This is a genomic window from Aeromonas sp. QDB14 (assembly GCF_027707845.1).
GTDB lineage: Bacteria > Pseudomonadota > Gammaproteobacteria > Enterobacterales > Aeromonadaceae > Aeromonas > Aeromonas caviae.
Window position 1 is genome coordinate 17,046 of record NZ_JAPCJD010000050.1, and the last position, 14,238, is coordinate 31,283.

The 14,238-nt window shown below is 61.8% G+C and carries 9 protein-coding genes; 5 read left to right on the forward strand and 4 right to left on the reverse strand.

Translation table 11 applies throughout. From position 1 onward, the window contains the following. Window positions 1–261: 261 nt before the first annotated feature. The 4 genes from PG887_RS15395 to PG887_RS15410 all read left to right on the forward strand — a co-directional run bounded on the left by PG887_RS15395 (window position 262) and on the right by PG887_RS15410 (window position 7,570). Window positions 262–915: a TetR/AcrR family transcriptional regulator gene (locus PG887_RS15395; RefSeq protein WP_005324182.1), complete on the forward strand. Its 654-nt coding sequence runs from the start codon at window positions 262–264 to the stop codon at window positions 913–915. Between the two features lie 47 nt (window positions 916–962). Continuing rightward, on the forward strand, window positions 963–3,287 hold the full coding sequence (locus PG887_RS15400; RefSeq protein WP_010675344.1) for an acyl-CoA dehydrogenase: 2,325 nt from the start codon (window positions 963–965) through the stop codon (window positions 3,285–3,287). Between the two features lie 161 nt (window positions 3,288–3,448). Then, window positions 3,449–6,511 carry an efflux RND transporter permease subunit gene (locus PG887_RS15405; RefSeq protein WP_042017492.1) on the forward strand — a complete coding sequence of 1,021 codons (3,063 nt, stop codon included), beginning with the start codon at window positions 3,449–3,451 and terminating at the stop codon, window positions 6,509–6,511. Between the two features lie 15 nt (window positions 6,512–6,526). After that, a complete protein-coding gene (locus tag PG887_RS15410; protein ID WP_270822163.1) occupies window positions 6,527–7,570 on the forward strand; it encodes an efflux RND transporter periplasmic adaptor subunit in 1,044 nt (347 codons plus the stop codon). Between the two features lie 68 nt (window positions 7,571–7,638). Here PG887_RS15410 and pyk read toward each other — a convergent pair whose 3' ends face one another. After that, window positions 7,639–9,078: a pyruvate kinase gene (gene pyk, locus PG887_RS15415; protein WP_041214849.1), complete on the reverse strand. Its 1,440-nt coding sequence runs from the start codon at window positions 9,076–9,078 to the stop codon at window positions 7,639–7,641. Between the two features lie 160 nt (window positions 9,079–9,238). After that, window positions 9,239–10,093, reverse strand: a complete 855-nt coding sequence (locus PG887_RS15420; protein ID WP_270822165.1) for a MurR/RpiR family transcriptional regulator — start codon at window positions 10,091–10,093, stop codon at window positions 9,239–9,241. Window positions 10,094–10,441: 348 nt separating this feature from the next. Between PG887_RS15420 and glk the strand changes: the two genes are divergently transcribed. After that, on the forward strand, window positions 10,442–11,410 hold the full coding sequence (gene glk / locus PG887_RS15425) for a glucokinase (protein WP_039041241.1): 969 nt from the start codon (window positions 10,442–10,444) through the stop codon (window positions 11,408–11,410). 363 nt (window positions 11,411–11,773) lie between these two features. Here glk and PG887_RS15430 read toward each other — a convergent pair whose 3' ends face one another. Then, window positions 11,774–13,144 carry an ATP-binding protein gene (locus tag PG887_RS15430; RefSeq protein ID WP_411859090.1) on the reverse strand — a complete coding sequence of 457 codons (1,371 nt, stop codon included), beginning with the start codon at window positions 13,142–13,144 and terminating at the stop codon, window positions 11,774–11,776. An 11-nt stretch (window positions 13,145–13,155) separates the two neighbouring features. After that, on the reverse strand, window positions 13,156–13,830 hold the full coding sequence (locus PG887_RS15435) for a response regulator (protein WP_041207018.1): 675 nt from the start codon (window positions 13,828–13,830) through the stop codon (window positions 13,156–13,158). Window positions 13,831–14,238 lie beyond the last annotated feature (408 nt).

Sequence of the window (14,238 nt, forward strand, 5' to 3'; positions counted from 1 at the left end):
CTGCGACGGTTTTTTTTTGGTTCTCTGTCGGCGCATCGGGTGACGGCAGGCCAAAAAAATGCCCAACTAGCATGACGCAGGTTGGGCGAGACTTAATGTTTAATTGCAGTGGCATAGATATAGAGTGCCGTCTCGCCGCGAAGTTCCCGCCATCTTCCCTCTTTTTTGATTAAAAACATTTAGCCAACACTTGTTCACATTCTCTTGACATGGGTGGGCGTGAAACGTACTTTTTAAACATTCGTTTAAGTGAGGTGTCCAGTGAGTAAAATCGATACCAAGAACCGTATTCTCGACGCCGCCGAGGTGCTGTTTGCCGAGCGGGGGTTCGCCGATACCTCGTTGCGTCTGATCACCAGCGAGGCCGATGTGAACCTGGCTTCGGTCAATTATCACTTCGGCTCCAAGAAGGAGCTTATCCAGGCGGTGCTCGACCGTTATCTGAGCCTCTTCATGCCGGCACTGGACGGGCGGTTGCAGACGTTGATGGCGCAGGATCAGCTGACCCTGTTACAGGTGTTCGAGAGCTTTGTCGAACCCCTGATGAAACTGTCGGCCGTCAGGGCGAATGGCCCGGCGCTCTTCATGCAGTTGCTGGGGCGCGGCTATATCGACAGTCAGGGCCACCTGCGCCGCTTTATTACCACCCATTATGGGGCGACCCTGCACGGGATCACCCAGGCCATCTCCAAGGCCAATCCGGATTTGTCGCCAGCGGATCTCTTCTGGCGCCTGCACTTCACCCTGGGCACCGTCGTCTTCACCATGGCCTCTGCGGATGCCCTGCGTGACATCGCCCAGGCCGATTTTGGCCAGCAGCTCGATGTGGAAGGGCTGGTGCGCAACGTCATTCCTTATCTGGCGTCCGGTGTCGGGGCGCCCGTGGAGTCGACCAGGCTCTCCCTGGCGGTGTAACACCTAACAATAATCAACGGAAACAGTGAAATAGAAGGAACTTCGGTATGATCACATTGCTTGTCCTGCTGGTGCTGGCGATAGCCGTGGTGCTCGGTGTCCCCGCCATCCGTAAAAAGGTGGTGACCCGCCCCGTGTTCGGCATCTTCAAGAAGATATTGCCGCCCCTGTCGGCCACCGAGCGGGAGGCCATGGAGGCCGGCTCCGTCTGGTGGGACGGGGAGCTGTTTCGCGGCAACCCGGACTGGAAGAAACTGCACGGCTACGGCAAGGCCGAGCTGAGCGCAGAAGAGCAGGCCTTTATCGACAACCAGGTCGAAACCCTGCTCGCCATGGTGGACGACTTCAAGATCGTCAACGAGACCAAGGACCTGCCGGAGCCGGTGTGGGACTATCTGAAGAAAGAAGGCTTCTTCTCCCTGATCATCCCGAAATCCTACGGCGGCCGCGAGTTCTCGGCGATTGCCAACTCCACCATCGTCACCCGTATCGCCACCAAGAGCCTGAGCGTCGCGGTCACCGTCATGGTGCCCAACTCCCTCGGCCCGGGCGAGCTGCTGATGCATTACGGCACCCAGGCCCAGAAAGATTTCTGGCTGCCGGGGCTGGCCAACGGCAAGGAGGTACCCTGCTTCGCTCTGACCGGGCCGGAAGCGGGCTCCGATGCGGGCGCCATCCCGGACAAGGGGATCGTCTGCAAGGGGATGCACAAGGGGGAAGAGGTGCTGGGCATTCGCCTGAACTGGAACAAGCGCTACATCACCCTGGCGCCGCGCGCCACCGTGCTGGGGCTGGCGTTCAAGCTCTATGACCCGGAAAAACTGCTGGGTGACAAGGAAGAGATCGGCATCACCTGTGCGCTGATCCCGACCAGTCACCCTGGCGTGCGCGTCGGCGATCGCCACTACCCCATGGGGTTGGCGTTCCTGAACGGCCCGACCTTCGGCAAGGATGTGTTCATTCCGCTCGACTGGATCATCGGTGGCCCGGATTACGCCGGCCGCGGCTGGCGCATGCTGGTGGAGTGCCTCTCCGCCGGTCGCGGCATCTCGCTGCCAGCCCTTGGCACCGCCTGCGGTCACATGGCGAGCCGCACCGTGGGCGCCTACTCCTACGTGCGCAAGCAGTTCGGCATGTCCATCGGCAAGTTTGAAGGGGTGCAGGAAGCGCTGGCCCGTATCGGCGGACTCACCTATCAGCTGGAAGGGGCTCGTCGCATGACTGCAGGTTCCCTGGATTTGGGTCAGGCACCGGCCATCGTCACCGCGATTTCCAAGTACCACATGACCGAGATGGCCCGCCAGGTGATGGATGACTCCATGGACATCCACGCCGGTCGTGCCATCCAGCTGGGCCCGAAAAACTACACCGGCTACGCCTACATGGGCATTCCGGTGGCCATCACGGTGGAAGGGGCCAACATCCTGACCCGCAACCTGATGATCTTCGGGCAAGGGGCCACCCGCTGCCATCCGTATGTGTTTGCCGAGCTGGAAGCGGCGGCCGACACCGATGTGGAGCGCGGTCTCGAGAAGTTTGACGCCCTGTTGATGAAACACATCGCCTTCGGTACCGGCAACTTCTTCGGTGCCCTGTTCCAGGGGCTGACCCTGGGCCAGTTCAACAGCGCCCCGGTGGCTGGCGAAACCGCCCGCTACTACAAGCAGCTCTCTCGCATGAGCAAGGGGCTTGCCCTGTGCGCCGACGTCTCCATGCTGATGCTGGGCGGGGATCTCAAGCGCAAGGAGATGATCTCCGCCCGTCTGGGTGACGTGCTGAGTCACCTCTACCTGGCCTCCGCCACCCTCAAGCATTACGAGGATCAGGGCCGCATGGTCTCTGACCTGCCGTTCGTCCAGTACGCGGTGGAGCGCAACCTCTACCTGATTGGCAAGGCGTTCGAGGGCTTCTTCCAGAACTTCCCGAACAAGGTGGTGGGTGCCGTACTCAAGCGGGTGGTGTTCCCGTTCGGCGTCGGTTACAAGATGCCGGCGGACGATCGCTGCCATGCCATCTGTCTGGCCATGATGACGCCGGGCGAGTTCCGGGATCGTCTGACCGCGCTCTGTTATGTGGGCAAGGACGAGGCGGATCCGGTGGGGCTGATGGAGCGTGCCTTCCAGGCCATGGTCTTGGTGCAGCCCATCGAGAAGAAGCTGGTGCAGGCCCAGAAAGAGGGCAGACTGCCCCGCAAGCTGGCGCTGCCTGAGCTGGTGGCTGCCGCCCTGTCCCAGTCCATCCTCGGCAAGGAGGAGGCGGACAAGCTGCTGGCCGCCGATGCCCTGCGCTACGAGGCTATCCAGGTGGACAACTTCGCTCCTGGCGAGCTGGAAGGTTTGTCTCAACCGAACCCGGTCGAGCATGCAGCCTGACCCCGAGCATAAACCGACAACCGGCCCTAGTGGCCGGTTTTTTGTTGTTTAACCAGCCATTTACAAGGTCGATTAATTCCAGTTTAATGCAATGGCCCCCACCCTTGGGGCAGGAAGCAAGGCCATCGGAATGGCCGATAACAACAACTCAGGAAGAGTGAATGAACCTCGCCAAAACGGCGATCGAACGCCCCATCTGGGTGGCGGTCTCGGTTGTGCTGATTTTTTTGCTGGGCCTGCTCAGCATCCGGGGACTGCCCGTCCAGCTGTTTCCCGACATAGACCGTCCTCACCTCAACATCACGGTGGACTGGCGCTCGGCCTCGCCCCAGGAGATGGAGTCGGAGATAACCGATCCCATCGAGCAAGAGATGCAGGGGGTACAGGGGCTCAAGAGCCTCAGCAGCAACAGCTACCCCGGCTTCACCGAAATCGACATGGAGTTTGCCCTCGGCACCGACATGCAGCGGGCCCAGCTTGACGTCATCTCCCGCCTGAACCGGGTCTCGGGGCTGCCGGACAACATCGGTGGCCCTTACGTCAACAACTACAGCAGCAACGACACCCTGACCTTCTTCTTCATCCAGCAACTGCCCGGCGCCAAGGGGGAGATAGACGATCACCAGGCGCTGATCGAGGCGAGGGTCAAGCCCGAGCTGGAGCGGATCCCCGGGGTGTCCACGGTCGACATCGAGGGGATCAACGAGCGCCAGATCCAGATCCGCTTCGACCCTTACCGCGCCGCCGAGCTGGGGGTGGAGATCCCGGTGCTCGCCAGCCGGGCAACGACGGGCTGGGATGTGTCGGCCGGGACCCTCGACATCGGACGCTGGGAGTACAAGCTGCGCTTTGCCGGTCGCTATGACGTGGCGGCCCTGGGGGACAAGGTGGTGGACTGGCGTGACGGCCTGCCCATCTATCTGCGGGACGTGGCCGAGATCAGAGTGGCCCGGGAGGAGAACCCGGTGCTGCGCATCCAGAACGGCAACACCGCCATCGCGGCGCAGATCTTCAAGGAAAGCGGCGCCAATGCCCTGGCGGCGCTCGAGGGGATCAAGGCCAAGGTCGGGGAGCTCAACCGGGAGGTGCTGGAGCCGGTCGGCCTGCACATGGAGCAGTCGTTTGACGCTTCCCTCTACATCAACCGAGCGGTGAGCATGGTGACCGCCAACCTGGGGCTCGGGGTGCTGCTCTCCTGCGCCATCCTCTGGGTCTTTCTGCGCCAGCTCAAGGCGACCCTGATGATCGCGATCGCCATCCCCATCAGCATCATGCTCACCTTCTGCCTGCTCAAGGTGATGGGGCGGACCCTCAATATCATCTCCCTGGCGGGCATTGCGTTTGCGGTCGGCATGGTGCTCGACGCCGCCATCGTGGTGCTTGAGAGCATCTACCGGCGCCATGAGCGGGGTGACATCAGCAAGGGAGAGGCGGCGCTGGAGGGCACCCGCCGGGTGTGGACCGCTCTGGTGGCGTCCACCCTGACCACGGTCGCCATCTTCCTGCCGGTGCTCCTGCTCAACGACGTGGAAGGGCAGTTGTTTGCCGATCTTGCGCTCACCATCGCCTGCGCGGTGACCGTCTCCATGGTGGTGGCGGTCACGGTGTTGCCTGCGGTGGCGGCGCGCTGGATGGGGCACGAGCGGCTGATTGATCCCTTTGAGCGCCTGTGGTGCCGCGTCACCCGCCATGTGATCCGCTGGACTGCCACCGCCCCCAGGCGCTGGGCCATTATCGTCCTGATGATGACGGGGCCTGTGCTGGTGAGCTGGTTGATGTTGCCCAAGATGAACTACCTGCCGGATGTGAAGCGGGACGCCATCGACGTCTGGATGAGTTTCACCCCCGGGGTCAATCTCAAGGCCCAGCGGGAGGAGGTGATCGATACCCTGATTGCCCGCCTCGACCCCTATATGAAAGGGGAGAAGGAGCCTGTCCTCAAGAACTACTACATCCTGCGCTACCCGGGCGGTGCCCAGATCGGGGTGCGACCAAAGGAGGATAACCAGATCAAGGTGCTGGAGCAGCTCTTGATGAAGCAATTGCTGGTGGGCATTCCCGACACCCGGGTATTTGGCGGTCAGGGGTCCTTGTTTGGCGGTTTTGACAGTGAAAACAGCATCTCCCTGCTGATCCAGGGGGGTGGGCTACCCGAACTCTATCAGGCGGCCAGGGAGAGCATGACCATAGTGCAGCGGGACTTGCCCGGCGCCCAGGTCAGGCCAGAGCCCGGACTCGATTTCACCGCTCCCGAGCTTCGGCTGGTGCCCCAGGACAGGCGCCTGGCCGAGGTGGGCTGGGATCGCTCCCCCATGCCCGCCATCATCCAGACCTTTGGCGATGGTCTGCGGGTCGGCGAATATTTCGACGGGGATGAGCGGCTCGACATCCTGCTGATGGGGCAGGCCTCCGCCAACCCGGACGAGCTCAAGGCGGTGCCGCTTGCTACCCCGTCCGGGCGCATCGTTCCCCTTGGGGAACTGCTGCGGGTGGAGCCGCAACTCGGGCCTGAGAGCATCTTCCGATCCGATGGGCGGCGCAGCATCAGCCTGCAGATATCGCCCCCGGCGGGGATGAGCATGGAGCAGGTGCTCGACACCCTGCAGCACAAGAGCTTTGCCGCCATCCGGCCGTTGCTGCCGGCCGGGGGGGAGCTGCGGGTCGCCGGCAATGCCGACAGCCTGCAGCAGGCGCTCGGCAACCTCGGCAGCATCTTCCTGTTCGCCGTGATGATACTGCTCATTCTGCTGTGGGGGGTCTTCGCCTCCCTCAAGGATGCCGTGCTGGTGCTGCTCACCTTGCCGCTCGCCACCGTAGGCGGCGTGCTGGCGCTGCACCTGAGCGGTCTGGTGGCGCCGCTGCCGATGGACTTGCTCACCATCATCGGCTTCGTCATCCTGCTCGGGTTGGTGGTCAACAACGCCATTCTGCTGGTGCACCAGACCAGGATGGCCGAGCGGGAGGGGATGAGCCGACAGTCGGCAGTCACCGATGCTCTGCAAAGCCGGATGCGTCCCATCGCCATGACCAGCCTCACCAGCATCTTCGGCATGCTGCCCCTGATGCTGAGTCCGAGCGAGGGGAGCGAAATCTACCGGGGGCTGGCCACCGTCATCGTCGGCGGCATGAGTTGCAGCACCCTCTTCACCCTGATCCTGTTGCCCGCCTTCCTGCGGTTGGGGGAGCAGACCGACATACCGCACGCCCTTCGGCAGCGTGCCTGAGCAAGGAGCTCATCGATGACACAAGGTTTCACAAGGGTAGTGGTGGGGGCTCTGCTGCTGGCTGGCGGGCTGCCTGCGCTTGCACAAAGCAAGATGGTGACGCTGGCGGAGGTGGCCCAGGGAGAGGCGGGGGCCAGCATCTGGGTTAGCGGAACGGTGGCAAGCCGCCAGCAGGCGGCGCTCAGCGCCGAAGTGAGCGGTCGGGTGGAGTGGATAGCCGAGTTTGGCAGCCGGGTGAAGACGGGGGACGAGTTGCTGCGCCTGGACAGCGCGACCCTGCGCCTCTCGCTGGAGCAGGCGAGGGCGGAACAAGCCAGAGAGGGGAGCAATCTGCGTTACGCTCGCGCCGAGTTCCAGCGCCTGGATCGTTTGCACCAGCAAAAGAGTGCCTCCCAGAGCCAGTATGACAAGGCGCGCTATGACGTGGAGCAGGCTGAGCTGGCCGAGCAGCTGGCGCGGGTGCAGGTGCGCCAGATTGAGGAGCAGCTGCGCAGAAGCCGCATCTTTGCCCCGTTTGACGGAGTGGTGAATGAACACTTCATCCAGCCGGGGGAGCATGTGGATGCGGGCGAACAGGCGCTTGAGCTGGTCAATCCGGACCAGCCGGACATCCGGTTGCGTGCGCCCATCGCCTGGGCCCGGCAACTGGCTACCCAGACCCGGTTGCGGGTGGAAGGGGAGCAGCTCAGCAGCCACGCCATCTATTACCAGCGGGCGGCGAGCGCCGATCCCAAGTCCCGGCTCATCGAGCTGCGCCTCAAGCCGGAAGCGGGCACGTTCATCATCGGCTCGCCAGTGCGGGTGGCGCTGCCGATGGGAGAGCAGCACACCATGCTGCTGCCTCGGGATGCCCTGGTGCTCGGCACCGAGGGGAGCGTGGTCTATCAGGTGGAGCAGCGCGGCGAGGCGCTCACGGTGAACCGGGTGCCGGTCACCGTGCTCTTTGGGGACAGCCGGGAGGTGGCGGTGAGTGGCGCCCTCAAGCAGGGAGACAAGGTGGTGGTGCGCGGCGCCGGCAGCCTGCAGGATGGGGACAAGGTGGAGCTGTTTCGCGGTTGAACCCGGGCAGATCCCATAAAAAAAACGGCTCCCGCGGGAGCCGTTTTTGTTGCAGGGAGGAGGGGCGATTACTCGACCATCATTACCTTGCAGGTGTTGGTGCTGCCGACGGTTTCCATCTTGTCGCCGTGGGTGAGCAATACCATGTCGCCGCTTTGCAGCAGACCCTTGGCCTTGAGCACGTCCAGCGCGTCGCGGCACACCTCGTAGACCGGCTTGGTCTCGTCGCCATCAAACAGCACGGGGGTGACGCCGCGGTAGAGGTTGGCCCAGGCCAGGGTCTTGTTGTGAGGAGACATGGCGAAGATGGGCAGGCCGGAGCTGATGCGGGACATCAGCAGCGGGGTGGTGCCCGACTCGGTCAGCGCCACGATCGCCTTGACCCCTTCCAGGTGGTTGGCCGCATACATGGTGGACATGGCCACCGCCTCTTCCACCGAGGTGAAGGTGTAGCTCATGCGGTGGTTGGAGACGTTCAGGCTCGGGTGCTTCTCGGCGCCCACACAGACGCTGGCCATGGAGGTCACGGTCTCGATGGGGAACTGGCCGGCGGCGGTCTCGGCGGAGAGCATCACCGCATCGGTACCGTCCAGCACGGCGTTGGCCACGTCCATGACTTCGGCACGGGTCGGGAGCGGTGCGTTGATCATGGACTCCATCATCTGGGTCGCGGTGATGACCACGCGATTCAGGCGGCGGGAGTGGCGAATGAGCTTCTTCTGCACACCCACCAGTTCGGGGTCGCCGATTTCGACACCCAGGTCACCACGGGCCACCATGACGGCATCGGAGCCAAGGATGATGTCTTCCATCGCCTCGTCGCTGGCGACGGTCTCGGCGCGCTCGACCTTGGCCACGATCTTGGCGTTGGAGCCAGCTTCGCGGGCCAGTTCGCGGGCGTAGCGCAGATCATCGCCGCTGCGGGGGAAGGAGACCGCCAGGTAGTCCACGTTCATGCGGGCGGCGGTCTTGATGTCTTCCTTGTCCTTCTCGGTCAGGGCTGGGGCGGAGAGGCCGCCACCTTTCTTGTTGATGCCCTTGTTGTTGGAGAGAGGGCCGGCCACGGTCACCGTGGTGTGGATGCGGGTGCCTTCGACCTGCTCGACCTTCAGTTGCACGCGGCCATCGTCCAGCAGCAGGATGTCACCGGATACCACGTCCTGCGGCAGGCTCTTGTAGTCGATGCCGACCTGCTCCTGGCAGCCTTCTCCCTTGCCGAGGGCGGCATCGAGAATGAACTTGTCACCGATGGCGAGGTAGATCTTGCCATCCTTGAAGGTGGAGACGCGGATCTTGGGGCCTTGCAGATCGCCCATGATGGCCACGTGGCGGCCCAGCTTGGCGGCGATGTCACGCACCTGGTTGGCGCGCTGGATATGATCTTCAGGAGTGCCGTGGGAGAAGTTCATCCGCACCATGTCGGCACCGGCGCGAATGATCCCCTCGAGAATGCCGTCGCGATCGGTCGCCGGACCGAGTGTGGTAACAATCTTTGTACGTCTTGGCATGAAAGACTCCAATGTGAAGTTGATATGACTTGAAATACTGCCCCGTCAAGCATGTGGCATGGCGCCAACTGGCAGGCCATCTGGGTGGCCTTGTTTGATTGAATTTCGATACTACACCAAGCCCGTTGGCATAGACAGTCGGGGGCGGACCCCCGAATGATCAGGAGGAGTGCGGGGTATCAAAGCGGGATTCGCGCAAACCTTCTTTGACTTTCTTCAGGTTTTCGCGAAATTTCATGCCACGGCGCAGGGTAAAACCGGTGGCCAGCACGTCCACCAGGGCGAGCTGGGCGATGCGCGAGGCCATGGGCATGTAGACGTCGGTGTCTTCCGGCACGTCCATGGAGAGCACCAGATTGCATTCGCGGGCCAGAGGAGAGTCCTTGGCGGTCATGCCGATGACGGTGGCATCGTTTTCCCGGGCCAGCGCGGCAATTTCCACCAGGGCCTTGGTGCGGCCGGTGTGGGAGATGAGGACCACCACGTCCCCTTCACTGCTGTTGATGCAGCTCATGCGCATCATGACGATGTCATCGAAGCTCACGACGGGGATATTGAAGCGGAAGAACTTGTTCTGGGCATCCCGGGCGACGGCGGAGGAGGCGCCCAGACCAAAGAAGCTGATCTTCTTGGACTGGGTCAGAATATCGACGCAGCGGTTGATGGCCGAGATGTCCAGGCTGTTCTTGGCGGCATCGAGGCAGGCCATGGTGGATTCGAAGATCTTGGCGGTATAGGTATCCGGGCCGTCTTCCGCTTCCACGTGGCGGTTCACATAAGGGGTGCCGTTGGCCAGGCCCTGGGCCAGGTGCAGCTTGAAATCGGGAAAACCCTTGGTATCGAGGCGACGGCAGAAACGGTTGACGGTCGGTTCGCTCACATCGGCCAGCTTGGCCAGGGTAGCAATGCTGGAGTGAATGGCGGTCTGGGGTGAGGCCAGGATCACTTCAGCCACCTTACGCTCTGATTTACTGAAACTTTCCAGATTGTTCGTAATTTTATCGAGGGTATTCATCATTACCACCAGGCATTTTTGTAATTTAACTTCAGTGTCTGTGCACTAAATTCACAGCTCAAGCAGGTTTCCAGTCTCCGCGATGACTATACAAGACAAGCGCTTATCGGAACTAATCTCGGCCCTGCAAAGTATGACTCATGTCTAATTATTTCGTGTTTTTAGTTGCAAACTTCCATTTGCGTCTTGAAAACGCTTACAAATGTTGCAAAGCAACAACACTGTGAGCGGGCGCACACTTGTCTGCATAAATCGCGCAGCCCGGCTGCGGGCTCGAGTAGTATTGCAGCCAAATAATAATGTCGGGACGGTAAGGGCCGCCCCGAGTCGGTAACGAAGGAGTTTGTTATGCAGCATACCCATGCGCTGGTGGGCGACGTTGGCGGTACCAATGCCCGGCTGGCCCTCTGCGAACTGGCGACGGGCGCCATTTCCCAGGCAAAAACCTATTCGGGGCTGGCCCATCCCAGCCTGGAGGCCGTGGTGCGCCTCTATCTCGAAGAGCACGATGCCACCGTGGGCGAGGCGTGCATCGCCATCGCCTGTCCCATCAATGGTGACTGGGTCGCCATGACCAACCACAGCTGGGAGTTCTCCATCCGCGAGATGCAGGCCAACCTCGGCCTGGCACGCCTGCAGGTGATCAACGATTTCACTGCCGTCTCCATGGCGGTGCCCGTGCTCGGCGAGAGCGATCGCATCCAGCTCGGGGGCGCGGCCCCAGTCGCCGGCAAGCCCATCGCCATCTATGGCGCAGGGACCGGCCTTGGCGTTGCCCACCTGGTGCAGGCCGGTGAGCAGTGGCTGAGCTTGCCGGGTGAGGGCGGTCACGTGGACTTCGCCGCCAACACGGAAGAGGAAGATGCGGTGCTGCAGGTGATGCGCGGCGAGCTGGGCCATGTGTCGGCGGAGCGTTTCCTCTCGGGCCCCGGGCTCGTCAATCTCTATCGCGGCCTGGTCAAATCCGATGGCCGCGAGCCCGAACCCTTTGCCCCCAAGGACATCACCGAGCGCGCGCTGGCGGGGGATTGCCTCGATTGCCGTCGCACCTTGAGCCTGTTCTGCGTGCTCATGGGCCGCTTTGCCGGCAACCTGGCCCTCAACATGGGCACCTTCGGCGGTGTCTACATCGCCGGTGGCATAGTGCCGCGCTTCCAGGAGTTCTTCATCGGATCGGGCTTTCGGGTCGCCTTCGAGGACAAGGGGCGCTTCAAGCCTTATCTCAAAGACATTCCGGTCTTCCTCATCACCCATGAAGGGCCGGGGCTGCTCGGGGCGGGGGCTTATCTGCGCCAGTCCCTCGGGATCCGTCTCTGAGCCTTGCCAGGGTGAACATGGTTCAGTCCCGATTCAGTGACCGGGGCGTAAAGTGAACCTACGTACTCAAGAGGACGGGGCTTCATAGGGAATTGAAACCGGTCTTCATCCGCTGGGTGCGCATTGTCACCTGACAAGCCTGAACTGTTTTACCGGCCCTCGCGGCCGGTTTTTTTATGCCTGCCGTTTCTGCGCGAGCATGGGGGCTGAGGGGAGCGGCAGGCCAGCTTCTGATGGGGGCGCAAGCTCGTCAGCCTCGCTGCCATGTGCTTGGCCTGGTCGAGGTATAAGGAGTGAGACATGGAAAGCACCGGGATGGCAACGCCCGAATGCGGCAGGAGCCAGGTACTGGCTCCTGCGCTGTCAGGGGAGAGTGATGTGGAATCTCGCGCCGCCGAGTGGGGAGTCATCCACCCGGATCTCGCCGCCGTAGCTGTGCACGATTTCGGTCACCACGGCGAGGCCAATCCCCTGGCCGGGGGAGCTGTCAGCCCGCACGCCGCGCTGGAAGATCTGCTGCGATTTGCCGGGGGCGATGCCGGGGCCGTCGTCTTCCACCACGATGAGCAGGCCGCTCTCCCGGTGGCGGACATGAACCCGGATCTCGCTGATGGCGAACTTGCAGGCGTTGTCCAGCAGGTTGCCCATCAGCTCCATCAGATCGCCCTGCTCGCCGTGAAAGAAGACATCGTCGTCAAACTGGAAGCCGGTCTGCAGCTTCTTGTGGCGATAGACCTTGGCGAGGCTGGCCAGCAGCTTCTCGATGAGGGGAACCGGCTCGGTGCCCTTGCTCGCGAGGCGCTTTCGTCCGGTGACGGCGCGGCGCAACTGGTACTGGATGATCTGATCCATGGTGGTGATCTGTTCATTGATGTTGTCATGGATGTCGTGGCCGAGCTTGAGCTCCTGGGCGGTGATCTGGATGAGCGCCAGCCGGGTTTTCAGGCTGTGGGCGAGATCGTTGAGGGCGTGCTGGTAGCGCTGGGTCTGCTGGCGTTCGTTCTCCAGCAACTGGTTGACCGAGCTTGTCAGGGGGGTCAGCTCGCGCTCGTAGTCGTTTGACAGCGCCTCTCGCGTACCGGCGCGGATCTCGTCAATCTGGCGCGCCATGGTGCGCAGGGAGGAGAGGCTCCAGAAACTGGTGAGCAGCAACAGGGCGCCCAGCAGACAGTAGGCGAGCAGCGCCTGGCGAATGCAGCGGTAGAGGTAATCGCGGGTCTGGGCCTGATAGCGCCGGGCGGAATCGACCATCACCACGTAGTAGGTGGTGGGGCCGGCGCCATGATTGCGCAGGAAACGCAGGCTGTAGATGAAGTAGCTCTCGCCGTTCTTGATGGTATGCAGCTTGAAGAAATAGTCCTGATCCAGTCCCCCCAGGTATCTCATCAGATCCCGGCAGATGGTCTCCTTGATGGAGACCACCTCCGGCATGTGCAGGCTGGACCAGCTCAGCACTCCGTCGGCGCGGCAGATCAGGGTGTCGAGATTGGGATCGATGGCATCCGGGGTGAGCTTGCCTAGATCCGTCATGGCGTGGGGCTCCGGCTGCTTGGACGAGAACAACTTGGAGAGGTTCTCCTGCATGCGGACACTGGCTTTCTGGGCCTGCTCCTCGGCATGGCCGAGGTAGAGGATGTAGACGGAGAAGGCCATGATGAGCGCGATGACCAGCATGGCACTCAGCATCAGCTTGAGGTGCAGGGAGCGGCGGATCAGGGCCAGGGGATGCAACATGGCAAGGCGCATCAGCTGCAGGCGAGGTTGAAGATGTAGCCCTGGCGGCGGATGGTGGAGATGGGCTGGATGCTCCCTTCCGGATCCAGTTTTTTGCGAAGCCGGCTCACCATCACCTCGATGGTGTTGGGATCCCCTTCACCATCCCCATAGAGCTGATCCAGCAACTGCTGTTTGGAGACCACCTGACGGGCATTTCGCATCAGGTATTCCAGGATCAGATATTCGAAACTGGTCAGCACGGTGACCTCGCCGGCGATGGTCAGCTCCTTGCGGGAGAGATCCAGCTCGTAGTCACCCGCCTTCACTCTGGGGGAGATGAAGCCGGCGCTGCGGCGTACCAGCGCATTGAGGCGGGCCAGCAGCTCGTCCTTCTGGAAGGGTTTGACCAGGTAGTCGTCCGCCCCGGCCTCCAGTCCTTCCACCTTGTCCTGCCAGTTGCCTCTGGCCGTCAGCACAATGATGGGAAAGGGGATCTGCTGCTCGCGCAGGCGGGTGATGAGCTGAAGGCCATCCATGTCAGGCAGGCCCAGATCGATGATGGCGACATCGATGGGGTAGTCGGCTGCGTAGTGTAGCGCCACCTGGGCATTGTCCGTGCTGTAAACCTGGTTCTGGGCCTCGGTCAACAGCGTGGAGAGGTGGTGATTGAGCAGCTTGTCGTCTTCGACCAGTAGGATTTTCATAAGATGCATGATGATAAGGGTCCAGGCTGTCAATTAGAGGGTCAAGAAGAGGGCGAGTCAATCCGGATCCTACCTTGCCCCCCTGTATCGGGACTGAATCGTGCCTGCCTTTATCCCCGTTCTTGATTTCGCCATGAGCATCAAAGTTCAGAGATGCTTTTCAAGTTAGATGATGGCTTGCTTGCATCTCCATTGGGTCTTAATGAGGCAGGGAGCGACCGTTCTGATCGCATAGCGTTGGGGAAACCTCTTGGTTGAGGCTGACCAGGGAGAGGGTGTTTGCCGACACTAGGTTATGCAGACAGTTGCGCCAATAGATGGTGGGGCATATTGGATTTGACCCCATAGGTCCAGACACTTTTTCCCGCTTAGGGTTGTGATACCCGACTGCGCAGAAATTCCCGTGGT